The sequence below is a fragment of the Billgrantia ethanolica genome (assembly GCF_021404305.1).
In the GTDB taxonomy this organism is placed as follows: domain Bacteria; phylum Pseudomonadota; class Gammaproteobacteria; order Pseudomonadales; family Halomonadaceae; genus Halomonas; species Halomonas ethanolica.
In genome coordinates this window covers 497,608-523,116 of the sequence record NZ_JABFTX010000004.1, presented here as the reverse complement: position 1 = coordinate 523,116, position 25,509 = coordinate 497,608, and the positions used below count along the sequence as shown (strand labels likewise).

Below are 25,509 nucleotides of genomic sequence, written 5' to 3'. Positions count from 1 at the left end.
CTTGGCCGGGGTCTTCTTGTTGGGGGAAGACATAAGCCAAGCTCCAAGAGACCAACCGGTTGGATCGCTGTCGCAAGCGATACAAGGCCCGCCGCCGGCGCGCGGTTGGCGTGTGTGCCACTTGCCCTGGGTGCTGCCTATCTCCGCCAATACCGCCCCCCAACGCAACAACCCCGGCCAAGGCCGGGGTCGTTGCGTTGGGTTATGGCGTTATCGTGGGTGCGTTATCGCAAGCTAGCGCAGAACGCCCTCTTCCTTGAGCAATTTGAAGATCGACTCGGCGCCCTGCTCCGGGGTCACGTCGGTCAACACCTGGCCACTGCCGCCTTCGGCCTTGGCCGCGGCGGCCTTGAAGCGATCCCGCGCCGAGGCCGCCTTGACGATCTTGAGCCGCTTGGGACGCTTGCGGGCCGGTGTCACGTTCCACTCCGGCTGAGCCTCGTCCCACTCAACCGCTGCCGACTCGGCCTCGATCTCACCGCGCTGGGCCGGGCCGAAGGCGCTCTGGCGGGCCGCGGCGGCGGCAGCGTCGACGGTGACGATGGCCGGCAGCCGCACCTGCAGCCGGCGGCGCTGGCCACGAGGCAGAGCCTGGAGCAGGGTGGCCACGCCATTCTCGACCTTTTCCACGGCAGCCAGGCCACCGACCAGCGGCCAGCCAAGACGCTCGGCCAGCAGGTAAGGCAGCATGCCGGAGCCTTCGCCCTGCTCGGCGCGCTCGCCGGCGATCACCAGTTGCGGCCGTGCTGCACTCAGCCTGTCGGTCAGAGCGGGGATCACGTCGGCACCAGGCAACTGCTCGACCAGGGTCAAGGCGGGGAAGCCCATGCCCAGATAGCCGCGCAAGGCACTTTCGCTCTCCTCGTCGAGCGCGCCGGCGTGCAGCAGGGAGATGCGCGCCCCAGCGAGGGACAGGGCCAGCTCCACGCCGCGGGCGTCCTGATCGGCGCGCCGGGCGCGCCCGGTCACGGGGTGGCGGCCCACGGAGACCAGCACCGCCACGTCGAGTACCGCCTCTCTTTGTACTTCAGGCTGCATCGCGCTTCTCCTCCCGTTGCCGTTGGACCATCTCGACCAGCGCCGCGAGTATGCTCGCCGAGTCGCCGATCACCGCCAGGTCGGCGCGCTTGATCATGTCGCATCCCGGGTCGAGGTTGATGGCCACTACCTTGTCGCAGCTCTGGATGCCCTGCAGGTGCTGGATGGCACCGCTGATGCCCACCGCCACGTAGACCCGTGCAGTGACCCAGGTCCCGGTAGCGCCCACCTGGCGATGGCGCGGCATGAAGCCATCGTCCACCGCCACCCGCGAGGCACCTTCGGTCGCTCCCAATACCTTGGCGGCTTGATGGAAGCCCTCCCAGTCCTTGACGCCGTTGCCGGCGGAAAGAATGAACTCGGCTTCGGAAAGCGCCACGCCGGCCGGGTCGACGGCCACCTGGCCCAGGTCCTCGATGCGCCCCAGCAGGGGCGGCAGCGGCTGCGACAAGCCCAGCGGCTGTACCGCATGGCGGGTTTCGGAAACGGGTTCGGCACATTCGGCCAGCGCCAGTACCACACGCGGCAGGGCGCGCTGGATATCGCTGGTTCCCGCAGCACCGCGCCCGGTACAGCGCCAGCCCAGCGCGCAGGCAGCGTCCCGTTCGACCTGCCAGATGCCGGCGGCAGGCCGTTCGCCAAGGCGCGCCGCCAGGCGCCGCCCCAGGTCGGCGCCGCCCAGCTTGGAGTCGGGCAACAGCCAGTGACGCGGAGCAAACTCGCCGTCGACGGCGGTGAGTGCCGCCAGGCGTGCCTCCGGCGCGTAGCCGTCGATGTCATCGCCCTCCAGCACGAGCAGCCGATCGATGCCGGCGTCGCCATACCCTCCGACATCCGCCTGGCCGAAGACCACCGCCAGCACGGCCCCCGGCCGCTCACCATCGGCGTCGGCCAGCTGCCGGGCCAGGCCCAGCAGGTCACGGTCGTGGCTGGAGAGACGCCCGCCGGGCAGGTCCGGTACCACCGCGACCAGGAAGTCCGGGGCCTCGATGATGACCTGCCGCCGCTCGTCGGCGGCCTTGCTACCGGCACTGGCGCCACGTCCCGCTGCGGCAGCCTGCTGGACACCGCTGCGGTCGATGCGCTTGATACCGTTGGGCCCGATGAAGCCGACCGCATGGGGATTCTTGCGGATCACGCCGTTGGGGCCCATCCATTCCGTCGCCGCCATGCCATGCCCGGCACTCTGGCCAAGCTCGGCCAGCACCCGTTCGTGCTCGGGATGCAGGCGGTTGCGGGCGATCCACTCGCGGCGCGGATCGCGACGCACGATCTCGCTCATGGCGTGACCTCCTTCATCAAGGGACGGGTTGAGGCAGACTGCGGGGTGCGAGCGCTATCGCTGCCGCCACCGGAGCCAGCAGGGCGCTCCACCAGGGCATCGGCCACCAGCTCGGCGATGTCGCGCACCTCGGCGGTGGCATCGACCACCCCCTCGAGCATGGCGGTGCACTGCGGACAGCCTACCGCCACCAGCTCGGCGCCGGTCTCCTTGACGTCGTTCATGCGCATGTCGGGAATCCGCTGCTTGCCGGGGATATCGGTGATCGGCGCGCCGCCGCCACCGCCACAGCAGCGCGAGCGGAATCCCGAACGCTGCATCTCGGCCACTTCGATGCCCAGCGCCTTGAGCACGTTGCGTGGTGCTTCGTATTCGCCGTTGTAGCGGCCCAGATAGCAGGGGTCGTGATAGGTGACGCGGCCGCCCTTCCAGGGCGTGAAGTGCAGCCGACCCGCCTCGAACAGCTCGGCGATGTAGGTACTGTGGTGGCGCACAACCCAGTTTGCATTGAAATCAGGGCCGCCCAGCTCGCGGTACTCGTTCTTGAGAACATGGAAACTGTGCGGGTCGCAGGTGACGATGCACTGGAAGCGGTACTGCGACAGCGTCGCGATGTTGCGCTTGGCCAGCGACTGGAAGGTCGCCTCGTCGCCCAGGCGGCGTGCCACGTCGCCGCTGTCGCGCTCCTCGTTGCCGAGCACGGCAAAATCGACGCCGGCCGCACGCAGCACCTTCACCAGCGCCCTGAGCGTGCGCTGATTGCGCATGTCGAAGACCCCGTCGCCCAACCACAGCAGCACGTCGACCTGCCCCATGTCGCGTATCAGCGGCAGGTTGAGGTCCGCCGCCCAGTGCATGCGCGAGCCGGGATCGAAGCCGCCGGGATTGTCGGTGGCGATCAGGTTGTCGAGCACCTCGGCGCCCTTGCCCGGGGTATTGCCATGCTCCAGGGTCAGGAAGCGACGCATGTCGACGATGGCATCGACGTGCTCGATCATCATCGGGCACTCCTCGACGCAGGCGCGGCAGGTGGTGCACGACCACAGCGTCTCGGCATCGACAAGGGCAGTGCCCTCGCGGGCCACGATGGGCCCATGCGGGTGGCCGCGGTGTTCGCCAATGGGCTTGTCCGGGTAGGGGCTACCGGCATAGTGGGCATCGCTGCCGCCGGCCATGCCGACGACCATGTCCTGAATCAGCTTCTTGGGATTGAGCGGCTGACCGGCGGCGAAGGCCGGGCACATCGCCTCGCAGCGTCCGCACTGCACGCAGGCATCGAAGCCGAGCAGCTGGTTCCAGGTGAAGTCGCTGGGCGTCTCGACACCCAGGGGGGCCTTGGGGTCGTCCAGGTTCAGCGCCTTGAGCCCGGTGGAGCGGTTGCCCTCGCCGAAGCGCTCAGGGCGGCGATGGAAGGCCAGATGCAGGGCGCCGGCAAAGGCGTGCTTCATCGGCCCGCCCCAGGTCATGCCGAAGAACATTTCGCCCAGACCCCACACCAGCACCGCGGCCAGCGCCAGAGCGAGGATCACGCTGCCCGTTCCGGCAGGCAGGATGCCAAGCGTCGGCAGGGTGAGCAGGAACACGCTCGCCGAGAACGCCATCAGACTCTTCGGCAGGCGCATCCAGGGCCCCTTGGAGAGCCGCGCCGGCGGGTTGCGCCGCCGTTTGGCGACGAACAGGCTGCCGACGAACATGGCGGCGCTGGCCAACAGCAGCAGCCCGCCGAGGATGGGCCCCATGCTTTCTGAAGAGCCGAGCCCCAGGCCATGTACCAGGATCATCAGCACGGCCGCCGCGACGAAACCGCCGGCGGTGGCCACGTGGGTGTTGGACATGACCTTGTCACGTGCCACCACATGGTGCAGATCGACCAGGTAGCGCCGCGGCATGGCGGCGAGCCCGCGCAGCAGATCGACCCGGGCGGGTCGACCCTGGCGCCACAGGCGAATGCGCCGCACGGCGCCGATCACGGCCAGCGCCAGGGCGGAGAAGATCAGTATCGGCAGGAGGGTGTCGAGCATGGTGCTCACCTCGTCTCATAAGCCGTTGGCTTTGGCGTTAGCTTTGGTGCCGGGGCTTTGCCGGTGGCAGGCCTATGCGAGGGCGCTGTGAACCCTTCCCTGGGCGCTACATTTGCCATCCATGGCAAATGACCCTCGCGACGGCCTGCCCCCGGCGCCCCTCACCGTTGGTGGCTTTCGCCAACTCAGAGGTCTTTACACAGCCGCAGGGCGTCATAAATTGCTGCATGCGTATTGCGCGGCGCGGTGCAGTCGCCCAGGCGGAACAGCAGGTAGCCGTCGCCTTCCTCGGCGAGGCAGGGCTGCGCCTTGGCGGCGTAGAGCGCCTCGAGATCCACCTGGCCGCGGTTGCGCGAGCGCTCCTTCAGCGCGTAGTAGAGCGCCTCGTCGGGGCGTACGCCGTTCTCCACCACCACCTGGTCGACCACTCGCTCCTCCATGGCGCCGGTGTACTCGTTCTCGAGCACCGCCACCAGGGCGTCGCCCTCGCGGTAGACCTTGTGCAGCATCAGGTCGGAGGTCATGATCACCTCCTTCTCGTAGAGACTGCGGTAGTAGGTCGGGAAGGTGGTGCCGCCCACCGCCGCGCCGGGCTTGATGTCGTCGGTGACGATCTCGACCTTGGCTCCCTTGTCGGCCAGATAATCCGCCGCCGAAACGCCGGAGAACTCGCAGATGGAGTCGTAGATCAGCACGTTCTTGCCCGGCGCCACCTTGCCGGAGAGCACGTCCCAGGTGCTGACCACCAGGCTCTCCTCGGGGTTCTCCGAGTAGCCCCACTCCGGGTACTGGCTGAGGAAGGGCTGGCCGCCGGTGGCCAGTATCACGACGTCCGGGCGCAGGTCCTCGAGGGTGGCCTCGTCGGCGCGGGTGCCGAGGCGCAGGTCCACCTTGAGGCGAGCCAGCTCCAGCTGGTACCAGCGGGTGATACCGGCGATCTGGTCGCGCTGCGGCGCCTGGGCGGCGATGGTGATCTGGCCGCCGAGCTGATCTGCGGCTTCGAACAGGGTCACGTCGTGGCCGCGCTCGGCGGCGACACGGGCCGCTTCCATACCGCCGGGGCCGCCACCCACCACCACCACCTTGCGCTTCGGTCCCTCGGACTTCTCGATGATGTGCGGCAGGCCCATGTACTCCCGCGAGGTCGCGGCGTTCTGGATGCACAGCACGTCGAGGCCCTGATACTGGCGATCGATGCAGTAGTTGGCTCCCACGCACTGCTTGATCTGGTCGATCTGGCCCATCTTGATCTTGGCGATCAGGTGCGGGTCGGCGATGTGCGCCCGGGTCATGCCCACCAGGTCGACGTAGCCCCCTTCGAGGATACGCTGGGCCTGGTTGGGATCCTTGATGTTCTGGGCGTGGATCACCGGCACCTTGACCACTTCCTTGATGCCCGCCGCCAGGTGCAGGAAGGGCTCCGGCGGGAAGGACATGTTGGGAATGACGTTGGCCAGGGTGTTGTGGGTATCGCAGCCGGAGCCGATCACGCCGAAGAAATCGACCTGGCCGGTGGCGTCGTAATAGGCGGCGATCTGCTTCATGTCCTCGTGGGTCAGGCCGTCCGGGTGGAACTCGTCGCCGCAGATACGCATGCCGACGACGAAGTCTTCGCCCACCTCGGCACGCACCGCCTTGAGCACCTCCATGCCGAAGCGCATGCGGTTCTCGAAACTGCCGCCCCACTGGTCGGTACGCTTGTTGACCCGCGGGCTCCAGAACTGATCGATCAGGTGCTGGTGCACCGCAGAGAGCTCGACGCCGTCAAGACCGCCCTCCTTGGCCCGCCGCGCGGCCTGGGCGTAGTCGCCGATGATGCGCCAGATCTCCTCCTCCTCGATGGTCTTGCAGGTGGAGCGATGCACCGGCTCGCGAATGCCGGAGGGCGACACCAGGGTCGGCCAGTCGAAGCCGTCCCAACGCGAGCGCCGACCCATGTGGGTGATCTGGATCATGATCTTGCCGCCGTGCTTGTGCACGGCATCGGCGAGATTCTGGAAGTACGGGATGATGCGGTCGGTGGACAGGTTCACCGAGCTCCACCAGCCCTGGGGGCTGTCGATGGAGACGACGGAGGAGCCGCCGCAGATACACAGGCCGCAGCCACCCTTGGCCTTCTCCTCGTAGTACTTGACGTAGCGCTCGGTGGTCATGCCGCCGTCGGTGGCATGCACCTCGGCGTGGGCGGTGCTGACCACACGATTGCGGATGGTCAGCTTGCCGATCTGGATCGGCTCGAAGATCGCGTCGAATGCCATGGAAACCTCCTCAACCCTGGGCGTCGGCCAACGGCTGAACGGTGAAGATGCCTACCTCGCAGCCGGGCTCGGCGGCGCTCTGGGTCTGTTCGGCGACGGTGCGCAGGGCACTGCCGCGGGCGGCGAGGATCTGGTCCATGGCGCCGGCGAACCAGCCGGTGAACATGTACTCCTCCTTGTGCCCCGTCTTGCCGAGCTGATAGACGAAGGCGCTGTGCTCCAGGCGTACGCGGGCGGTACCGGCATCGAGATCGATGGCCTCGGTGACGAACTTGCCCCAGCCGCGCTGAGACAGCCGCTTCATGTAATGCTCGAACACGTCGACGCCTTCCAGACCGTGCAATTCGGCCTCCTTCTCGCACCAGTGCCAGGCGCTCTTGTAGCCGGCGCGGTAGAGAATCTCGGCATAGTTATCCACACCCAGCGCTTCGGCGACGGCCGTGTGGTTGTTGATAAAAAAGTGCCGTGGCACGTAAAGCATCGGCAGGGCGTCGGTGGTCCACACGCCGGTTTCGCTATCCACCTCGATGGGAAGCTCAGGGGCCATCTTGGTCACGGTTGGTTTCCTCAAATCTTGTTTGTTATGGCATTGCGGGCAAGAGCATCGTCTTTGGCAGCACCGCTCGGAGCTGATCCGGGGGCAGGCCCCGGGGCGCCGGACCGTCGAGGAGGCGCTGTGAATACTTCCCTGTACGCTACCGATTCCCTGCGGCGCTCTCGCATCCTGCTCCGCTTGCAGGGCCGGTGCTGGCCATCCATGGCCAGCCCGTTCGGAGCAGTGCTCCTCACCCCTGGAGTCGGACCTCCTCTTCGGCCTGCCCCCGGCGCTCCTCGCTGAGGAGTCGCCTCAGCCGCAATCGTCAGGCGCCCCAAACGTCTTTCAATATGCGTACCCAGTTTTCGCCCATGATCTTGCGTACTTGACGCTCGCTCATCCCATGGCGCAGCAGCGCTTCGGTCAGGTTGGGGAACTCACCGATGGTGCGAATACCCTCGGGATTGATGATCTTGCCGAAGCTGGTCAGGCGACGGGCGTAGCCCTTGTCGTGGGTCAGCCACTCGAAGAAGTCCTTGCCGTGGCCCTGGGTGAAGTCGGTACCGATGCCGATGGCATCTTCGCCGACGATGTTCATCACGTACTCGATGGCCTCGACGTAGTCGTCGACGGTGGCGTCGATCCCGGCGCGCAGGAAGGGGGTGAACATGGTCACGCCGACGAAGCCGCCGTGCTCGGCGATGAAGCGCAGCTCCTCGTCGGACTTGTTACGCGGGTGTTCCTTGAGCCCGGACGGCAGGCAGTGGGAGTAGCAGACCGGCTTCTTCGATTCGAGAATCACCTCTTCGGAGGTCTTCGAACCGACGTGGGAGAGGTCGCACATGATGCCGACGCGGTTCATCTCGGCGACGATCTCACGACCGAAGCCGGAGAGCCCACCGTCGCGCTCGTAGCAGCCGGTGCCCACCAGGTTCTGGGTGTTGTAGCACATCTGCACGATGCCGACGCCGAGCTGCTTGAAGATCTCGACGTAGCCGATCTGGTCCTCGAAGGCGTGGGCGTTCTGGAAGCCGTAGATGATGCCGGTCTTGCCCTCCTCCTTTGCCCGGGTGATGTCGGCGGTGGTGCGCACCGGGCGTACCAGGTCGCTGCACTCGGCCATCAGCTGGTTCGATTTGACGATGTTGTCGACGGTGGCCTGAAAGCCCTCCCACACCGAGACGGTGCAGTTGGCGGCAGTGAGACCGCCGCGACGCATGTCCTCGAACAGTTCGCGGTTCCACTTGGCGATGATCAGGCCGTCGATGACGATGGCATCGTCGTGCAGGTCTTGGGGCGTCATGAGGGCGTGCTCCGGATGGATTGACTTGAAGGCAGCATAGCGCTGGCATGATGAGTCCCGACTTCTGGAAGCGACGGCGATAATTCCAAAAACGTCACTCCTGTCGCGACTGCGACGAACGGCACAGCTCACCACTCCTGCCGCCTTCCACTGGAAGGGCGGAATCCAGTCACGCAAACCCCTCTCCCGCGCCGGGCGGGAGAGGGAAGGAATCGAAAAGAGATGGGTTAACGGCCCACGGCGCCCAAGTCGCGAGCCGTCGGGGTCAGTGGTCCAGACGCACGCTGGCGTAGGTGGGCTCGCCACGGGCGTTGTCGAGCGCCACCAGCGCCGCCGAGATCGGCTGCTCCGGCACTGGCTCGAGGCGGACCGGTTGCAGCAGCAGGCCTTCGGCAGGCGGCTCGGGAAGCGTCGGCTGGCGCAGCGGACTCATGCCCAGCCGCTCCTCACGTGGCGGCAGGCCGAAGAACTCCCGATAGCATTTGGAGAAGTGGGGCGTGGAAACGAAGCCGCAGGCCGAGGCCACTTCGATGATCGGCATCGAGGTCTGCTTGAGCAGTTGGCGGGCCCGGGTGAGGCGAAGCTTGAGGTAGTAGCGCGACGGCGAGCAGTGCAGGTACTTCTGGAACAGCCGCTCGAGCTGGCGACGCGAAACGTCGACGTAGTCGGCCAGCTCGGCGAGCTCGATGGGCTCTTCCAGGTTGGCTTCCATCAGCGCCACGATCTCCAGCAGCTTGGGCTGGGTGGTGCCCAGCACATGCTTGAGCGGCACACGCTGATGATCGTTCTCGCCGCGCACGCGGTCGCAGATGAACATCTCGGAAATGCCCGCCGAAAGCTCGCGCCCATGTTCGCGCTCGATCAGGGTCAGCATCATGTCGAGCGGTGCGGTGCCGCCGGAGGCGGTGGCGCGGTCACGGTCAATAGTGAATAGCCGGGTGGTCAGTACCGTCCGGGGGAACGACTCGCGCATCGCCGCCAGACACTCCCAGTGCACGCTGGTCTCGTAGCCGTCCAGCAGCCCGGCCTTGGCCAGCGCCCAGCTACCGGTGCAGATGCCGCCCAATCGACGCGACAGGCGCGCCTGGGACTGCAGCCAGACGACGTGTTCACGCTGCACGGTTCGGGCCGGCCCCACACCGCCGCAGACGATGATCATGTCCAGCGCAAGCGGCATGGTGATGGCGCCGTCCGGCGTGACCCTAAGGCCATCGCTGGCCGAGATCGGCCCGCCGTCCACGCTCAGCGTGAACCAGCGGTACAGCTCGCGACCGGCCAGCTGATTTGCCATGCGCAGCGGCTCGATGGCCGAGGCCAGCGAGAACAAGGTGAAATTCTCCAGCAGCAGAAAACCTAGCGTCTGGGGCGTGGGTGCCTTGCGCAGGGGCTGAGTCGGGGCGGCCGAAGCCGGTGGCATCGTGGACATGTTCATACTCCAATGCCGGGAATCGTTATACGTTGTATCGGCATTCAGCTCGTCAGGGTCTTGGTGTCGCTCTCAGGCAAGCCTGTCTGGCAAAGGTAAACCAAGTTGTCGCTCACAGATATGCTTAACATCGTTCAGACGCAGAAAGTATGCCAGTAGCGTCAAGCGCATATGTCGTAAACTGGATGGGTCGGCGTCGTATTTGCCCAGTGCTGGCGCATTGACTAGGCTGAGCCTGCCCCGCCCGCCCAGAGCGAAGACAGAGCAAAGACAGAGCAAAGACAGAGCAAAGACAGAGCAAAGACAGAGCAAAGACAGAGCGAACACAATGACAAAACGCATCGTCGCCTACACCCGCCTCAAACCGATCCATCTCGACCAGCTTCGCCAACGCTTCCACATCGATTACTTCGAGACCTTGAAGAGCACCGACGACCCCGACTTTCGCCAGGCTCTGGGGCAGGCCCACGGCCTGGTCGGCTCCAGCCTCGTCATTACACCGGAGCTGCTCGACCTGGCCCCGCAACTGGAGGCCATCGCCACCATCTCGGTGGGCTACGACAACTACCCCCTCGAGGCGCTGACCCGGCGCGGCATCCTGCTGTGCAATACGCCCGACGTGCTTACCGAAACCACCGCCGACACCGGCTTTCTGCTGATCATGGCGACTGCCAGGCGCGCCATCGAGCTGGCCGATATGGTCAAGCGCGGCGACTGGACGGCCAGCATCGGCGAGCCCCACTTTGGCACCGATGTCCATGGCAAGACGCTGGGCATGGTCGGCTTCGGCCGTATCGGTGCCGGCGTGGCCCGCCGCGGTGCCCTGGGCTTCGGCATGCGGGTGCTCTACGCCTGCTCCTCGCCCAAGCCCACGCTGGAGCAGGAGCTGGGCGCCGTGCGCTGTGAGCTGGACGAGCTGCTGGCCCAGGCCGACTTCGTCTGCGTCACCGTACCGCTGACGGCGGAGACCACGCACCTGATCGGCAGGCGCGAGTTCGAGCTGATGAAGCCCTCGGCGATCTTCGTCAACATCGCCCGCGGCAAGGTGGTCGACGAAGCGGCGCTGATCGCGGCGCTGGAAATGGGCGAGATCCACGCCGCCGGGCTCGACGTCTTCGAGCAGGAGCCGCTCTCGCCGGAGTCGCCCCTGCCGCACATGGCCAACGTGGTGGCCCTGCCGCACGCGGGCTCGGCGACCCACGAGACCCGCGACGCCATGGCCCAGCGCGCGGTGGACAACATCACCCTGGCGCTGGAAGGCAAGCGCCCGCTCAGCCTGGTCAACGAGGTAGCGTGGCGCGGGGAAACGCCATGAACCGCTTCGACTTGCACGGCCGTGTGGCGATGGTCACGGGCTGCAACAAGGGGCTGGGGCAAGGCCTGGCTTTGGCGCTGGCCGAGGCAGGTGCCGATATCGTCGGCGTCAATCGCAGCAACAGCGACGAGACCCGCGAGAAAGTCGAGGCCCTCGGTCGGCGCTATGTCGCCGTCGAGGCAGCGCTGGGCCGCGATACGCCCGAGGCCATCGTGGCCCGCGCCCTCGAGTCGACCGGACGGCTCGACATGCTGATCAACAATGCCGGCACGATCCGCCGCGCGCCCGCGCTGACGTTCACCGAAGAGGACTGGGACGCCGTGGTCGACGTCAATCTCAAGGCGGCCTTCTTCCTCGCCCAGGCGGTCGCCCGACACCTGGTGGAACGCGGCGCACCGGGGCGAATCGTCAACGTTGCCTCGGTGCTCTCCTTTCAGGGCGGCATCCGGGTGCCTGCCTACACCGCCAGCAAGAGCGGCCTGCTCGGCCTGACCCGGCTGCTGGCCAACGAGTGGGCCGCCCACGGCATCACCGTCAATGCCATCGCCCCGGGCTACATGGCCACCGACAATACCCAGGCCCTGCGCGAGGATGCCACCCGCAGCGCCGAGATCCTGGGGCGTATTCCCGCCGGTCGCTGGGGCACCCCGGAAGACCTCGCCGGCGCGGTGATCTTCCTCTGTTCCGACGCTGCGGCCTACGTCAACGGCCACGCTTTGGCGGTGGATGGCGGCTGGCTGGCGCGCTGAGCCGGCCCCCACGGTAAAGCAGCCGGCTCAGCGGCAAAGCCCGTCCATCCGGTCCCGAAACAGCCATACAGCGCCCGCGCTGCGCTGGATCGACGCGACGGCATCATCTACGGTAGGCTTGTATGACAGGTAGCACGACATACCATGTATCACAAGTCGATCCGCTGCATCCCGCGCAAGGAGCTCCCATGACACTGCAAGGCACATCCCTGATCGGCCGCGAGGCCGTTACCGGCAGCCGCGGCGAGATCCGCGCCGTCAATCCCGCCACCGGCGCGGATCTCGACCCCGTCTATCGCGGCGGCAGCGAAGCCGAGGTGGAGCGCGCCTGCCAGCTCGCCGAAGAGGCGTTCGGCGTCTACCGCGAGACGACGCTGGAGCAGCGCGCGGCGTTCCTCGACACCGTCGCCGGCGAGATCGAGGCCATCGGCGACGCGCTGATCGAACGCGCCATGGCCGAGACCGGCCTGCCCCGCGCCCGTCTCGAGGGTGAGCGCGGCCGCACCTGCGGCCAGCTGCGCCTGTTCGCGTCAGTGGTACGCGCCGGCGAGTGGCTCGACCTGCGTCTCGATCCGGCTCTGCCGGAACGTGAGCCGCTGCCCCGCGCCGACCTGCGCCAGCGCCACATTCCGCTGGGCCCGGTCGCCGTGTTCGGCGCCTCCAACTTCCCGCTGGCCTTTTCCGTGGCCGGCGGCGATACCGCCTCGGCATTGGCGGCCGGCTGCCCGGTGATCGTCAAGGCCCACTCCGCCCACCCCGGCACCTCGGAGCTGGTAGGCCGCGCCGTGCAGCGCGCGGTGGAGAAGCGCGGGCTACCGGAAGGGGTATTCTCGCTGCTGTTCGGCTCGGGCCGCGAGGTGGGCCAGGCGCTGGTGGCCGACCCGCGCATTCAAGCCGTCGGCTTCACCGGCTCCCGCAGTGGCGGTACCGCGCTGATGAGAACCGCCCAAAGCCGCCCTCAGCCGATCCCGGTCTACGCCGAGATGAGCTCGATCAACCCGGTGTTCCTGCTGCCCGAGGCGCTCAAGGCGCGCAGCGCCCAGCTCGCCGAAGGCTTCGTCGCCTCGCTCAACATGGGCGCCGGGCAGTTCTGCACCAATCCCGGGCTGGTGATCGGCGTGAAGGGGCCTGAGCTTGCCGCCTTCGTCGAGACCGCGAGTGGTGCCGTCAAGCAGAGCGCCGGCCAGACCATGCTCACCCCGGGCATCCACGACGCCTACGAGCAGGGTGTGAAGCGGCTCTCATCCAACGGCAAGGTACGCGAAGCGGCCCGCGGCCAGGTCGGCGAGAGCGCCCATGCCTGTCAGGCCGGACTGTTCGTCACCACCACCCAGGACTTCCTCGCCGAGCCCGAGCTGCAGGAAGAAGTGTTCGGCGCCACCTCGCTGGTGATCGAGTGCGCCGACACGAGCGAGATGCAACGCGTTGCGGCCCACCTGGAGGGCCAGCTCACCGCCACCCTGCAGATGGACGACGGCGACCTGGACGCCGCCAGGCAGCTGCTGCCGACCCTCGAGCGCAAGGCGGGGCGCATTCTGGCCAACGGCTGGCCCACCGGGGTCGAGGTGTGTCACGCCATGGTCCACGGCGGCCCCTTCCCGGCCACCTCGGATTCCCGCACCACCTCGGTGGGCAGCGCGGCGATCTTCCGCTTCCTGCGCCCGGTGTGTTACCAGGCGTTGCCGCAGGGGCTGCTACCCGAGCCGCTGCGCGACGGCAACCCTTGGGGGGTGACACGGCTGGTCGACGGCAAGCGCGAAACATAGGAAACGCTACACAACGCCTACGCGAGCGAATCGCTGCGTTGCGCCTCATCTCGCTCGTCGATTTGTTCAGCGTTTCCATCGCATATTTCTCTGAAACCTTTGGCGGCCTCGGACCGCCTTTTTCATGTCACTGCTTGGCATGGCTGGCGCCAACCAGGACCACGCCCTGGCCGGCCACGTTCGGTTGGCAAGCCGTCATTACTGAGCCATACTTGACCGAACATCAGGCTAGCAGCCTGTCATACAGGTGGGGTGCCATGCGACTGCAGCACAAGACCGCTCTGATTACCGCCGCCGGCCAGGGTATCGGTCGTGCCACGGCCCTGCGCTTCGCCGCCGAGGGCGCTCGGGTCATCGCTACCGACATCGATGCCGACAAGTTGCGCGATCTCGGGGATACACCCGGCATCGAGGCGCACCGCCTGGACGTGCTCGATGCCGAGGCTGTCGCAGCCCTGGGCAACGAGCTAACCTCGCTGGACGTGCTCTTCAACTGCGCCGGCTACGTCGCCAGCGGCGCGCTGCTGGAGGTCAGCGATACCGACTGGGAGCGCTCGCTGGCCCTCAACGTCACCGCCATGCTGCGCCTGACCCGTACCCTGCTGCCGACCATGATCGCGGGCGGCGGCGGCAGCATCATCAACATGGCCTCGGTGGCCTCCAGCCTCACCGGCGTGCCCAACCGCTGCGCCTACGGCACCACCAAGGCCGCGGTGCTCGGCCTGACCAAGTCGATCGCCGCCGACTACATCGACCGCGGCATCCGCTGCAACGCCATCTGCCCCGGCACGGTGGACTCCCCTTCCCTGCGCCAGCGCATCCGCGAGCAGGCGGAACGCCAGGGGCGGCCCGAGGCCGAGGTACACGCCGAATTTCTCGCCCGCCAACCCCTGGGGCGACTCGGCACGGCCGAGGAGATCGCTGCCCTGGCCACCTATCTGGCCGCCGACGAATCGGCCTATACCACCGGCACCGCTCAGGTCATCGACGGCGGCTGGCTCATCTGACGGAGGAGAACTCGATGAAACTGCTGCGCTTCGGCCCCCGGGGCCACGAGAAGCCCGGTCTGCTCGATACGGACGGCGTGATCCGCGACCTTTCGGCCCACCTGACCGACCTCGACGGTGCCCATCTGGGACGCGACACCCTGGCCCGACTGGCCGAGCTCGACCCCGCCCGGCTGCCGGCGGTAGATGCCGACACCCGTCTCGGGCCCTGCGTGGGCCGCGTAGGCAAGTTCATCTGCATCGGCCTCAACTACTCCGACCACGCCGCCGAGACCGGCGCCGAGGTGCCGCCGGAGCCGGTGGTCTTCGCCAAGTGGACCAGTGCCATCTGCGGCCCCAACGACAACGTCATCATCCCCCGCGACTCGCGCAAGACCGACTGGGAGGTGGAGCTCGGCGTGGTGATCGGCAAGACCGCACGCTACGTGGACGAGGCCGACGCCATGGCGCACGTGGCGGGTTACTGCGTGGTCAACGACGTCTCCGAGCGGGAGTTCCAGCTCGAACGCAGCGGCACCTGGGACAAGGGCAAGGGCTGCGACACCTTCGGCCCGCTCGGCCCCTGGCTGGTGACGCCGGACGAAATCCGCGACCCGCATGCGCTCGACCTCTGGCTCGAGGTGGATGGCCACCGCTACCAGGACGGCAATACCCGCACCATGGTCTATCGGATCCCCTTCCTGATCAGCTACCTGAGCCGCTTCATGAGCCTGCAGCCGGGCGACGTCATCTCCACCGGCACCCCGCCGGGCGTGGGCATGGGCCAGACGCCGCCAACCTATCTGCAGCCCGGCCAGCGGATGCGCCTGGGCATCGAAGGGCTCGGCGAGCAGCACCAGAACGTGATCGCCGAGCCGCAGTGAAGAGACGCAGCCAAGCCGCCGTAAGGAGCACCGTCCCATGACCACCCAGATACTGGCCAACGACCGCGGCCAACTCGACAGCCTGCGTGTGCATCAGGCCGACAACGTACGCGTGGCCCTCAAGGACCTGCCCGCCGGCCACGCCGTGGACGATGGCGAGCGGCGCCTGCACCTGGCCGAAGCCATTCGCCACAAGCACAAGTTCGCCCTGCGCGACCTGGCCGTGGGCGAGGCGGTGATCATGTACGGCGTCACGGTGGGCCGCGCCACCCGTCCCATCCAGGCGGGGGCGGCCATCACCACCGACAACACCGCCCACAGCACCGCCACCAGCGAGCCCCAGGCCCGCCGCGGCCAGTGGCAGGCGCCGGACGTCTCGGCCTTCACCGATGCCACCTTCGACGGCTACCACCGTCCGAACGGCCAGGTGGGCACCGCCAACGTCTGGCTGGTGGTTCCGCTGGTGTTCTGCGAGAACCGCAACATCGAGGTGCTGCGCCAGTGCGTCGCCGATGCCCTGGGCGAGGACCCCTATCGCGACTACAAGCGCATGGCCCGGGAGCTGCTTCACGGTAGCAGCGGGACGGCGCCGGTCGAACCGAGCGGCGAACGCCTCTTCCCCAACGTCGACGGCGTGCGCTTCCTGACCCATACCCTGGGCTGCGGCGGCACCGACGACGATGCCCAGGCGCTGTGCCAGCTGCTGGCGGGATATATCTGCCACCCCAACGTGGCCGGCGCCACGGTGCTCAGCCTCGGCTGTCAGAAGGCGCAGATCGAGATGCTGCAAACCGCCGTGGCCGAGCGCGACCCGCGCGGGCTGCGTCCGGTGCACTATCTGGAACAGCAAGCCAGTATCAGCGAAGAGGCGCTGATCCGGGAGGCCCTGACCACCATCTTCGACGGCCTGAGTGAAGCCAACCGCACGCCGCGCACACCGGCCCCGCTCTCGGCGCTGACCCTGGGCGTGGAGTGCGGCGGTTCCGATGGCTTTTCCGGGCTCTCCGCCAACCCCCTGGTGGGAGCGGTGGTCGATCGCCTGGTGGCGCTGGGTGGCAGCGGTATCCTGAGTGAGTTTCCCGAGCTGTGCGGAGTGGAGCACGAGCTGATCGCCCGCTGCCGCGACGACGCCGTGGCCGAGCGCTTCGCCAAGCTGATGGAGGCGTATCAGCGCCATGCCGCCCGGGTCGGCGCCGATTTCTCGATGAACCCCTCCCCCGGCAACATCCGCGACGGCCTGATCACCGATGCCATGAAATCGGCGGGGGCCGCCAAGAAGGGTGGCGACAGCCCGGTAGTGGACGTGCTCGACTACACCGAGCCGCATACCCGGGCCGGGCTGAGCCTGCTCTGCACCCCGGGCAACGACGTGGAATCGACCACCGCCCTGGCCGGCTCCGGGGCCAACCTGATCCTGTTCACCACCGGGCTCGGCACGCCCACCGGTAACCCCGTGACCCCGGTGCTCAAGATCTCCAGCAACAGCGAACTGGCCGCACGCATGGGCGACGTCATCGACTTCGACGCCGGCCCCATCATCCGCGGCGAGGCGAGCATCGACGAACTCGCCGAGCGGCTGCTCAGGCTATGCCTCGACACCGCCTCGGGGCGCTATCTGCCCCGCGCCGTGGAGCTGGCGCAGTATGATTTCATCCCCTGGAAACGCGGCGTCTCTTTATAGTGGTCAACGTGGCTGCGCTCGACGAGGGGCGCCGGAGACAGCGCCTCCTCGTAGACCTGTCGACGGATCAGCGCCGAGTCAACTTGCAGCTGATCGCTACTCCGAAAGGCGCTTTTTGAGCTTCATATAGGTGCCGTAATGCCGGTCGAGGTGGCGCCGCATGGCCGCCTCGGCGGCATCGGGGTCGCGGGACTCGATGGCCTCGACGATCTCGATGTGGGCCGCCATCGCCGCCTTGTCCTCGTCCTTCTGCTGCAGCACCTGGGCACGACGGTCGTCGAGCCACTCGGAGAGCGCCACGTGGATGGCGTCGAAGATGGGGTTGCGGGCGATGCTCGCCAGCACGCCGTGGAAATCGTTGTCGGAGCGCTTGAAGCGCGCCTCGTCGCCCACGGCCTCGCGGTTGTCCTGCAGCGCCGCGCGCAGGTTCGCCAGGTCCTCGTCGCTGGCGTGGCGAGCGGCGTAGCGGGCCAGGGAAATCTCGAACAGGGCACGCGCCTCCTGGAAGTACTGCTGGCCGTCGGGCTTGGCCAGCAGCTGGCGGGTAACCCCGGAAAGACGCGCCATGACCGATTCGGCAGTGGGGCGGATGACCCTGGCCCGGGTGCCGCTGTTGATGGCGATCAGGCCCAGCTGCTGCAGATGGAAGAGCGCCTCGCGCACCGCCGGGCGGCCCACGCCGAACTGCTCCATCAGCTCGCGCTCCGAGGGCAGCTGATCGTTCTCGCTCAGTCGGCCCTCGAGGATATCCGCCTCGAGCTGCTCGGCGACCTGCTCCGAGAGCGTCTTGCGCTCAATCCGGTATCGGCTCATGGGCTGGGGCTCCTGTCAGTCACGATTGTTGCGGCTATCTTACTGCATCGCCGCGTCAGATGCGCTCAGCTCAGCGGTCGCAGCGGCGGCACGTCCAGCCGCTCGGCCAGCTCGGCGTAGGCAGCCTGATTGGCGCTGTCGAGGGGAATGCCCAAGGCGTCGCGCTGCGCCTGACAGCCCCATTCCCGCTCGCCGGGCACCAGCACCTCGCAGCCGTTGCGCCCCGGCTGGGCACGCAGGTCATCGAGGTAGCGCCGCAGGCAGGCGGAAAAGGGGTCGCCCGGCGCGAAGGCGTCGGGCTTGAGCGCCATGACGAAGTGGGCGACGCCGCGCGGGGTGGCCATGTCGGGCCCGCCCATGGGCAGCAATCGATAGCCGTGCTGCATGCCGGCGAGCATCGAGCTGAGCACCTCCACCATGCCGCCGAGGCCGGCCCCCTTGAAGCCGAAGTCGCTGCCGCCCAGGGGCAGCAGTGCCGCCACCTCGCCCGGCGTGCGGGTCACCCGACCCTCGGCATCGGCGGCCACCTGGTCGGGCAGCTCGCGGCCGATGGCGCCATACTGCTGCACGCGGTTCCAGGGGATGGCGCTGGTCGCCATGTCCAGCAGGTAGGGCTGCTCCCCCGCCACCGGCGCGGCAAAGGCGATGGGGTTGGTACCGTGGAACGGGCGGCTGCCCTGATGGAGCAACACGAAGGGGTCGGAATTGCACGTCACCAGCCCGATCAAGCCCCGCTCCGCCGCCACCAGGGCATAGCACCCCGCCGCACCGAAGTGGGAGGCGTTGCCCACCGCCACCGCCCCCATGCCGACCTGCTCGGCCATCTCGGCGGCATGCGCCATGGCGGTATAGGCGGCCAGGTGGCCGAGGCCATCGTCGGCGTCGAGATAACCGGTGGCGGGCAGCCGCCGCTCGAAGCGCATCTCGGGCGCGCCCTTGAGACGGCCGCCCTGCAACGCCTGCACGTAGTGAGGCAAGAGCCGCAGCCCGTGGCTGTCGGTACCCATTCGCGAGGCAGTGACCAGGGCGCGAGTCACGGCGCCGGCCGAAGCCTCGTCGGCGCCGGCACGTGCCAGCGCCGCCAGCATGAAGCGCTCCAGCTCCTCGCGTGTCACTCGATAGTCCGTTGCATCTCCCATCGTTTACCTTCCTTAGCGGATAGTCGTTCAGCGGTAGACCAGCGTCGGCAGCCACATGGAAATGGCCGGCACGAAGGTCACCAGCAGCAGGCACAGCACCAGCGGGATGAGGAACGGAATCGTCCCGCGCATGCAGCGCTCGAAGCTGACGTTGGAGACCCGCGACAGCACGTAGAGCACCATGCCTACCGGCGGCGTCAGCAGGCCGATCATCAGGTTCAACACCATGATCACCCCGAAGTGCACCGGGTCGACACCCACGGCAACGGCCAGCGGCAGCAGCACCGGCACCAGAATGGTGATGGCAGCGATGGTCTCCATGAAGCAGCCGACGATGATCAGTACCAGGTTGGTCATCATCAGCACCACCACCTTGCTGTCGGAAAAGGGCCCCATCAGGGCGATCACGTGCTGGGTGACCTGATTGCTGGTGAGAATCCAGGCGAAGATGGAGGCGGCGGCAACGATGAACAGGATCACCGCCGTGGTCTCGATGGTCTCCATGCTTACCTTGATCAACTTGCGCCAGGTCAGGGTGCGATAGACCACCACGCCCAGAAACAGCGCATAGAATACGGCGGCAACGGCGGCTTCGGTGGGGGTGAAGGCACCGGTGATGATACCGCCGACGATGATCACCGGCGTCAGCAGCGAGAGAAACGCCCGGGAGAACGTGTACCCCAGTACCCGAAACGAGAAGTCGGCATCACGCTGGTAGCCACGGCGACGGGAGACCAGGAAGACCATTCCCATCAGCATGGCCCCCATCAGCAGGCCAGGAATCAGGCCTGCGGCGAACAGCTGCCCCACCGAGGCCGAAGCCATCACGCCATAGATGACCATCGGCAGGCTGGGGGGAATGATCGGCCCGATGGTAGAGGAGGCCGCGGTGATACCGACGGCGAACTCCTCATCGTAGCCGGCATCCTTCATCGCCTTCACCTCGATCATGCCGAGGCCGCCTGCATCGGCCACCGCCGCCCCCGACATGCCCGAAAAGACGATGCTCGCCCCCACGTTGACGTGGCCGAGCCCTCCGCGCATCCAGCCCATCAGCGCCTTGGCGAAGTTGAAGATGCGCTCGGTGATGCCAGCGTTGTTCATCAGGCTGCCGGCAAAGATGAAGAAGGGAATGGCCAGCAGCGGAAAGCTGTCGATGCCGTTGATCATGCGATGCGCCACGACGATGTCCGGCACCTGACCGGAGATCAGCACGAACAGCAGACAGGAGCCCGCCAGGCTGATGGCGATCGGCATTCCCAGCACCAGCATGGTGAACAGCGAGAAGAACAGAAAGGAGAGGTAATGGCCCATTACGGCCAGAATCACGCACCCCAGCACGGCCAGCGCCGAGAGCGTGGGGGTGACGATGGGCTTGTGCCAGCGCATCACAGAGAGTCGAGCCATGCGTAGCCTCGCGAAAAGAGGGTCTTGTTGTCGTCAATGCGAATCGGAAGGCGCGGGGCGGCGCGAGACCTGGCGACGCTCCGCCAGGACACGGCTCACCAGACGCTGTAATCCTCTTACCGCCATCAGTACGAAGGCCGCACAAACGGCGTAATAAAGTACGCTCTTGGGCACGTCCACGGAGATCATCATGCCGCCGGTGCGGCCAGCGAGCTTGAACGTGATCCAGGCGAGCATGGTGTAAAACGCGATACTGGCGATCTCGACCGCGACGTTGAGCAGCCGCGACAGCCAGCCGGGCATGTAGTGGTAGAAGAACTCCACCATGATGTGGGTGCCCCGACGAACCGCCATGACGCTACCGATGAAGCCCACCAGGATCAGCAGGTAGCGAGCGATCTCCTCGGTCCAGGTCGTGGAATCGCCCAGCACGTAGCGGGTGAAGAACTGCAGAAAAACGACGAAGATCAGCGCCCAGAACACCGCCAGGGTGACGTAATCCTCCACGGCATAATCGCGAAAGCGAAAGTCGTCGTCATCGAACGCCACGTTGAAATCGATCTCGGGCTCGACGGGCGGGGAGGACGGTGCCTTGGGAGACGGGTTGCGAGACATGGATCATACCTCCTGACCGGCCCCACGCCTGATGGCATGGGGCCGGGGCGAGATGAATACGCAGGGAGCCCTGGCCGCTATTGGCCGATGGCCTGCAACCGCTCGTAGGTCTCCTCGTCCCAGGTCGCTGCATCACCCAGGTGGTGCGGCATGACGACCTCACGGAAGGGCGTACGGTCGACCCGGTTGACCGTGGTGCCCTGCTCCTCGAACCATGCCACCAGGTCCTGCTCGGCCTGCACGATCTCCTCGGTGTTGTTGCGCGCCGCCTCCTCGAACACCTCGCGGAAGATCTCGCGATCCTCTTCGGAGAGCTGATTCCAGCGCGGCCCGCCGACGATGGTGATCAGCGAATCGGTAATGTGGCCGGTCAGGTTGATGTAATCCTGCACCTCATGGAACGCCTTGGCCCGGATGGTTGGAAGCGGGTTCTCCTGGGCATCCACCACGCCCTGCTGCAGGGCCAGATAGACCTCGTCGAAGGCGATCGGTGTCGGGTTGGCGCCCGCGGCGCGGGGGAACATCATGTAGAGCGGCGCATTGGGCACGCGTATGCGCAGGTTGCGCATGTCATCGGGGGCGTTGATCGCCTTGTTGGCGGTCACGTGGCGCTCGCCGTAATAGTTGAGTGCGAGGGGCACGTTGCCAGTGGCGTTCTGGTAGCCGTCGGCGATCTCCTGGAACAGGTCGCTGTCCGCGTAGGCCTGCCAATGATCGAAGTCGCGGAACATGTAGGCGGCACCGGCGATGCCGATGGGGCCGTAGGAGCGGCCCGCGAACTGCGTACCGGTATAGATGACGTCGATGGTGCCGAGCTGGAGCCCCTCGTTGATGTCCTCCTCCTTGCCCAGCGATGAGGCGGGGTGAACCTGCATCGTGTAGCGACCTTCGGTTCGCTGCTCGATTTCGTCGGCCGCCCACAGCGCCCACTTGTGGAACGGCTCCGAGGTTTCGTAGACATGGGCGAATCGCAGGCTCTGCTGGGCATTCGCCCCCATGCTGATGCCTGCCGCCGCTAGGGCGATGGCGGTCATGCGCAGGAGCTTGAACTGGCGTTGGCGCTTGTGGCTCATCTTGTTCTCCTTACAACCTGTCGGATTATTCTGCTTGTCGATTTAGGGTGCAGGCCTATGGGCAGCGCAGCGGTATCGAACCGGGCCGAAGCACGCTAGTAGCGTTCGGCCTGATCGGAAGACTGTCTTGCTGTATACGTATCATACCACCCAACCCAAACTTAGACGTTCGCCTGCGCCCGCGCAACCGTTATCGCAGCACGGACAGGCTCAGGCTCGACGAAAGACGCCGAAATGCGCGACTTCCGCGTGCAGCTGCAGTAACAGCTCCGCATCGCCGAAGCCCCCCGCCTTGGTCATTACCTTATGCTGCGGCTCGCCATCGAGGTAGCCCAACGCGACGCCAGGACGCCACTCCGCCACCACCTCGATGAAGCGCGCTCCCAGGCAGCTGAGTGCCGCCATCGCGGTGTCGCCGCCGGTCAGAAACAGCAGTTGGGAGCTAGCGCGCGGCCACTCGGCGACGATCGCAGCGATGCGCTCGCCCATCGCCAAGGCCACGTCGGCAGGGTCGAGGACCCCACTGCCCTCATCCCCTGGTACCAGCAGCCGATGGGCGGACACCCTCGGCAAGCGGGGAGATAACGCCGCCTCGCAGTCGAGGTCTGGCACCCCCTCGCGCAGCCGCCGACACTGCTCCAGCGCGCGCGGGCTGCGCGAACCGACCGCATAGAGCCGGTGTGCGACGTGGCTCAACCACGGTGCGGAACCGTGCATCAAGCCGAAGCTGCGTCGCGCCACCTCGCTGGCCAGGCCGGCGGCACCCACCAACAGCCAGCGCTCCGGCCGCCGGGCTACGTCGTCGTACAGGGTGGCAAGGTCCTGCTGGGACGAAGCATCGACGACACAGTGCACTTCGGGCAGTGCAAAACCCGCGCCAGCCCGCCGCCGCGCCAACGTCACCCCCGCCGCACCGAAGGCCGTGTCCAGCGGCCCTTTCAGGGAAGGTGAACGCGCATCGGCCCCATAGGGGGTCGCCTTGAGCGGCCTGCCCTCCACCCACACCTCGGCATCACGCACCACGCGCTGCTGGGCAGGCACGGCGGGAGCCACCCACAGCTGACGCCCCGTCACTCTCAGCATGGCCAGGCTCTCGGCCACGACCTGACCGCGCAGGGTCGAGTCGATCTTCTTGAACCAGACCTCTGGCGAGAGCCGTGCCAGGAGTCGCGTAGCCTGGACGACCCGCTCTGCCGCCTCGTGGCTCGGCAAGTGACGCGACTCGGTGTTCACGGCGACTACCTGCGGGCCGTTCTCCGCCCACGCCTCGAGGCAGCTCGCCAGCCGTTCCAATGCAACCACCACACGCGTCTGCGCCCCGCGGGCGGCAAAGGGAGCTGCCGCATCCAGGGCGCCGGTGAGATCGTCGGCGACGATGGCGACCCGACAGCGGCTCATGACTCGCCGCCCGCGGCCAGGCGGCGCGCGTAGGCGATGGCCGCCCCCAGGTTGGTGGCGTCCGCGCACCCCTGCCAGGCGATGTCGAAGGCGGTGCCGTGGTCCACCGAGGTGCGCTGAAGCGGCAGCCCCAGGCTGACGTTGACCGTGGTGTCGAAGGCGATCAGCTTCACCGGGATATGACCCTGATCGTGATACTGGGCCACCACCAGGTCGAACTCGCCGCGCGAGGCGCGGTAGAAGACGGTGTCGGCCGAGATCGGCCCCTGCACCTCGAAGCCGCGCTCGCGCAGCTCACGCACCGCCGGCGCGATGATCCGCTCGTCCTCGTCGCCGAAGATGCCGCCTTCGCCGCAGTGAGGGTTGAGTCCGGCCACGGCGATGCGCGGCTGCGGGATGCCCATGCTCACCAGGTGCTCGTGCCCCACCGCCACGGTGGCGGCGATGCGCGCCTCAGTGACCCGCTCGATGGCGTCGCGCAGCGACACGTGGGTGGAGACGTGCAGCGTGGAGAGGGTCTCGGAGGCGAGCAGCATGAAGGAGGAGGGCGCACCGGTGAGTGCCGCCAGCATGCCGGTATGGCCATCGTAGTGATGCCCTGCGGCATGCAGCGCCGCCTTGTTCAGCGGCGCGGTGACGATCACCCGGGCACGGCCCGCCTGCACCAGCTCCACCGCCCGTTTCACGCAGCGAAAGGCCAGGTCTCCGCCGGCGGCACTGATGCGGCCATCGGCGATCTCTGCCTCGGCAGGCACCTCGGCCACGGCTATCTTGCCATCGCCGGCACGCACCTCTTCCAGCGCAGCAAAGTCGAGCGCGGCACCGATCAGGGCAGCCGCCCGGCGATAGATGGCCGGATCGCCCACCAGCAGGGTGCCGTCGCGCTCTTCCGCTGACATCGCGGCCAGGGCACGACAGATGATCTCCGGGCCGATACCCGCCGGGTCGCCCATGGTGATGGCGATGGCGTAGGGAGCAGATTCCTTCATGGCATCAACTGACCTCCGTTGACCTCGATCACCTGGCCGGTGACATAGGCACTGAGCGACTCGCTGCCGAGGAAGAGATAGGCACCCACGCACTCCTCCGCCGTTCCCAGCCGCCCCATGGGAATGCCGGCGCGGGCCATGGCCAGGTGTGCCTCGTTGGAGTGGCGAACGTGGAAGTCGGTGGCGATGGTACCGGGGGCCACGGCGTTGACGCGAATCCGCTCCGCCGCCAGCTCCTTGCCCATGTTGCGCGTCAAGGTGCTGACGAAGCCCTTGGCCGCGGCGTAGAGCCCCGCCCCGGCACCGCCGCCGTTGCGTGCGGCAATGGACGTGGTGTGTATGACGTTGCCGCCACCAGCACGCCGGAAGTGCGGCAGCGCCGCCCGGCTGACCATCACCACCGACCGAGCGTTGAGATCCATGACCTGATCGTAGTGGACATCATCCATCTCCTCGAGCGCGACCCGCCCGAGCATGTCGCCGGCGTTGTTGATCAGCAGGTCGAGACCGCCGAGCCGCGCCGCGGCCTCGTCCACCACCCGCTGCGCTTCGCTGGAACGGCTCAGGTCACCCGCCAAGGCGAAGGCCTCACCGCCCGCGGCACGAATCTCTTCGACCACCGCCTCGGCCGCTTCGCTGCTGGCGTGATAGTGCACCGCCACGCTAGCACCGAGCGCTCCCATGCGCCTTGCCACCGCCGCGCCAATGCCCCGGCTGGCGCCGGTCACCAGCACTCGCTTGCCCTTCCACTCCTCGAACATCGTTTGCCCCTCGCGGTTCGTCTCGCCCCGTCTTGCTCCTCGACCCCTCTGCGCCCTTGCGATAGAGTGA

General features: G+C 67.1%; 21 protein-coding genes. 6 read left to right on the top strand and 15 right to left on the bottom strand.

Annotated elements, in window-relative coordinates:
* Positions 1 to 234: 234 nt before the first annotated feature.
* The 7 genes from etfB to gbdR form a co-directional block, all read right to left on the bottom strand.
* Entirely contained in the window at positions 235 to 1,038 is an 804-nt protein-coding gene (etfB, locus tag HOP53_RS18990) for an electron transfer flavoprotein subunit beta (RefSeq protein WP_234271448.1), read from the bottom strand.
* A complete protein-coding gene (gene etfA / locus HOP53_RS18985; RefSeq protein ID WP_234271447.1) occupies positions 1,028 to 2,320 on the bottom strand; it encodes an electron transfer flavoprotein subunit alpha in 1,293 nt (430 codons plus the stop codon). Before etfA ends, etfB begins: the two co-directional genes overlap by 11 nt.
* Positions 2,317 to 4,341, bottom strand: a complete 2,025-nt coding sequence (locus HOP53_RS18980) for a (Fe-S)-binding protein (RefSeq protein ID WP_234271446.1) — start codon at positions 4,339 to 4,341, stop codon at positions 2,317 to 2,319. The genes etfA and HOP53_RS18980 overlap by 4 nt, the downstream gene beginning before the upstream one ends.
* A gap of 185 nt (positions 4,342 to 4,526) precedes the next feature.
* On the bottom strand, positions 4,527 to 6,599 hold the full coding sequence (gene dgcA, locus HOP53_RS18975) for a dimethylglycine demethylation protein DgcA (RefSeq protein WP_234271445.1): 2,073 nt from the start codon (positions 6,597 to 6,599) through the stop codon (positions 4,527 to 4,529).
* Between the two features lie 10 nt (positions 6,600 to 6,609).
* Positions 6,610 to 7,155 (bottom strand): DUF5943 domain-containing protein, encoded by a 546-nt coding sequence (locus HOP53_RS18970; RefSeq protein WP_234271444.1) that lies wholly within the window; start codon positions 7,153 to 7,155, stop codon positions 6,610 to 6,612.
* Positions 7,156 to 7,459: 304 nt separating this feature from the next.
* Positions 7,460 to 8,437 (bottom strand): dipeptidase, encoded by a 978-nt coding sequence (locus HOP53_RS18965; RefSeq protein ID WP_234271443.1) that lies wholly within the window; start codon positions 8,435 to 8,437, stop codon positions 7,460 to 7,462.
* 265 nt (positions 8,438 to 8,702) lie between these two features.
* Positions 8,703 to 9,863, bottom strand: a complete 1,161-nt coding sequence (gene gbdR / locus HOP53_RS18960; protein ID WP_234271442.1) for a choline metabolism transcriptional regulator GbdR — start codon at positions 9,861 to 9,863, stop codon at positions 8,703 to 8,705.
* Between the two features lie 328 nt (positions 9,864 to 10,191).
* Here gbdR and HOP53_RS18955 point away from each other — a divergent pair, with 328 nt between their 5' ends.
* From HOP53_RS18955 to HOP53_RS18930, 6 genes are all read left to right on the top strand, one after another.
* Positions 10,192 to 11,178, top strand: coding sequence for a 2-hydroxyacid dehydrogenase (locus tag HOP53_RS18955; RefSeq protein ID WP_234271441.1), 987 nt, complete (start codon positions 10,192 to 10,194; stop codon positions 11,176 to 11,178).
* Positions 11,175 to 11,927 (top strand): 2-dehydro-3-deoxy-D-gluconate 5-dehydrogenase KduD, encoded by a 753-nt coding sequence (kduD, locus tag HOP53_RS18950; protein ID WP_234271440.1) that lies wholly within the window; start codon positions 11,175 to 11,177, stop codon positions 11,925 to 11,927. Before HOP53_RS18955 ends, kduD begins: the two co-directional genes overlap by 4 nt.
* A gap of 188 nt (positions 11,928 to 12,115) precedes the next feature.
* Complete coding sequence (locus HOP53_RS18945) at positions 12,116 to 13,693, top strand: aldehyde dehydrogenase (NADP(+)) (protein ID WP_234271439.1); 1,578 nt, start codon at positions 12,116 to 12,118, stop codon at positions 13,691 to 13,693.
* A 257-nt stretch (positions 13,694 to 13,950) separates the two neighbouring features.
* Complete coding sequence (locus HOP53_RS18940; protein WP_234271438.1) at positions 13,951 to 14,700, top strand: SDR family oxidoreductase; 750 nt, start codon at positions 13,951 to 13,953, stop codon at positions 14,698 to 14,700.
* A gap of 14 nt (positions 14,701 to 14,714) precedes the next feature.
* Complete coding sequence (locus HOP53_RS18935; protein WP_234271437.1) at positions 14,715 to 15,563, top strand: fumarylacetoacetate hydrolase family protein; 849 nt, start codon at positions 14,715 to 14,717, stop codon at positions 15,561 to 15,563.
* A gap of 37 nt (positions 15,564 to 15,600) precedes the next feature.
* Positions 15,601 to 17,244, top strand: coding sequence for a UxaA family hydrolase (locus tag HOP53_RS18930; protein ID WP_234271436.1), 1,644 nt, complete (start codon positions 15,601 to 15,603; stop codon positions 17,242 to 17,244).
* A gap of 96 nt (positions 17,245 to 17,340) precedes the next feature.
* Here the strand turns inward: HOP53_RS18930 and nanR are convergent, their stop codons facing one another.
* From nanR to HOP53_RS18890, 8 genes are all read right to left on the bottom strand, one after another.
* A complete protein-coding gene (gene nanR, locus HOP53_RS18925; RefSeq protein ID WP_010625868.1) occupies positions 17,341 to 18,057 on the bottom strand; it encodes a transcriptional regulator NanR in 717 nt (238 codons plus the stop codon).
* A gap of 65 nt (positions 18,058 to 18,122) precedes the next feature.
* Positions 18,123 to 19,196, bottom strand: coding sequence for an Ldh family oxidoreductase (locus HOP53_RS18920; protein WP_234271435.1), 1,074 nt, complete (start codon positions 19,194 to 19,196; stop codon positions 18,123 to 18,125).
* A 27-nt stretch (positions 19,197 to 19,223) separates the two neighbouring features.
* Entirely contained in the window at positions 19,224 to 20,603 is a 1,380-nt protein-coding gene (locus HOP53_RS18915) for a TRAP transporter large permease (protein ID WP_234244902.1), read from the bottom strand.
* 33 nt (positions 20,604 to 20,636) lie between these two features.
* Entirely contained in the window at positions 20,637 to 21,218 is a 582-nt protein-coding gene (locus HOP53_RS18910; protein ID WP_234244905.1) for a TRAP transporter small permease, read from the bottom strand.
* A gap of 77 nt (positions 21,219 to 21,295) precedes the next feature.
* Positions 21,296 to 22,291, bottom strand: a complete 996-nt coding sequence (locus HOP53_RS18905) for a sialic acid TRAP transporter substrate-binding protein SiaP (protein WP_234271434.1) — start codon at positions 22,289 to 22,291, stop codon at positions 21,296 to 21,298.
* 210 nt (positions 22,292 to 22,501) lie between these two features.
* Entirely contained in the window at positions 22,502 to 23,689 is a 1,188-nt protein-coding gene (locus HOP53_RS18900) for a four-carbon acid sugar kinase family protein (RefSeq protein WP_234244913.1), read from the bottom strand.
* A complete protein-coding gene (gene pdxA / locus HOP53_RS18895; protein WP_234271433.1) occupies positions 23,686 to 24,678 on the bottom strand; it encodes a 4-hydroxythreonine-4-phosphate dehydrogenase PdxA in 993 nt (330 codons plus the stop codon). Before pdxA ends, HOP53_RS18900 begins: the two co-directional genes overlap by 4 nt.
* On the bottom strand, positions 24,675 to 25,439 hold the full coding sequence (locus HOP53_RS18890) for an SDR family NAD(P)-dependent oxidoreductase (RefSeq protein WP_234271432.1): 765 nt from the start codon (positions 25,437 to 25,439) through the stop codon (positions 24,675 to 24,677). Before HOP53_RS18890 ends, pdxA begins: the two co-directional genes overlap by 4 nt.
* Between the last annotated feature and the right edge of the window lie 70 nt (positions 25,440 to 25,509).

Bases quoted from the DNA above. Each gene is read 5' to 3' on its own strand.
- HOP53_RS18945 (WP_234271439.1), top strand. From the start codon at position 12,116: ATGACACTGCAAGGCACATCCCTGATCGGCCGCGAGGCCGTTACCGGC.
- HOP53_RS18930 (WP_234271436.1), top strand. From the start codon at position 15,601: ATGACCACCCAGATACTGGCCAACGACCGCGGCCAACTCGACAGCCTG.
- HOP53_RS18910 (WP_234244905.1), bottom strand. From the start codon at position 21,218: ATGTCTCGCAACCCGTCTCCCAAGGCACCGTCCTCCCCGCCCGTCGAG.
- kduD (WP_234271440.1), top strand. From the start codon at position 11,175: ATGAACCGCTTCGACTTGCACGGCCGTGTGGCGATGGTCACGGGCTGC.
- etfA (WP_234271447.1), bottom strand. From the start codon at position 2,320: ATGAGCGAGATCGTGCGTCGCGATCCGCGCCGCGAGTGGATCGCCCGC.
- pdxA (WP_234271433.1), bottom strand. From the start codon at position 24,678: ATGAAGGAATCTGCTCCCTACGCCATCGCCATCACCATGGGCGACCCG.
- HOP53_RS18935 (WP_234271437.1), top strand. From the start codon at position 14,715: ATGAAACTGCTGCGCTTCGGCCCCCGGGGCCACGAGAAGCCCGGTCTG.
- HOP53_RS18915 (WP_234244902.1), bottom strand. From the start codon at position 20,603: ATGGCTCGACTCTCTGTGATGCGCTGGCACAAGCCCATCGTCACCCCC.
- HOP53_RS18900 (WP_234244913.1), bottom strand. From the start codon at position 23,689: ATGAGCCGCTGTCGGGTCGCCATCGTCGCCGACGATCTCACCGGCGCC.
- nanR (WP_010625868.1), bottom strand. From the start codon at position 18,057: ATGAGCCGATACCGGATTGAGCGCAAGACGCTCTCGGAGCAGGTCGCC.
- dgcA (WP_234271445.1), bottom strand. From the start codon at position 6,599: ATGGCATTCGACGCGATCTTCGAGCCGATCCAGATCGGCAAGCTGACC.
- etfB (WP_234271448.1), bottom strand. From the start codon at position 1,038: ATGCAGCCTGAAGTACAAAGAGAGGCGGTACTCGACGTGGCGGTGCTG.
- HOP53_RS18955 (WP_234271441.1), top strand. From the start codon at position 10,192: ATGACAAAACGCATCGTCGCCTACACCCGCCTCAAACCGATCCATCTC.
- HOP53_RS18980 (WP_234271446.1), bottom strand. From the start codon at position 4,341: ATGCTCGACACCCTCCTGCCGATACTGATCTTCTCCGCCCTGGCGCTG.
- HOP53_RS18920 (WP_234271435.1), bottom strand. From the start codon at position 19,196: ATGGGAGATGCAACGGACTATCGAGTGACACGCGAGGAGCTGGAGCGC.
- gbdR (WP_234271442.1), bottom strand. From the start codon at position 9,863: ATGTCCACGATGCCACCGGCTTCGGCCGCCCCGACTCAGCCCCTGCGC.
- HOP53_RS18890 (WP_234271432.1), bottom strand. From the start codon at position 25,439: ATGTTCGAGGAGTGGAAGGGCAAGCGAGTGCTGGTGACCGGCGCCAGC.
- HOP53_RS18940 (WP_234271438.1), top strand. From the start codon at position 13,951: ATGCGACTGCAGCACAAGACCGCTCTGATTACCGCCGCCGGCCAGGGT.
- HOP53_RS18965 (WP_234271443.1), bottom strand. From the start codon at position 8,437: ATGACGCCCCAAGACCTGCACGACGATGCCATCGTCATCGACGGCCTG.
- HOP53_RS18905 (WP_234271434.1), bottom strand. From the start codon at position 22,291: ATGAGCCACAAGCGCCAACGCCAGTTCAAGCTCCTGCGCATGACCGCC.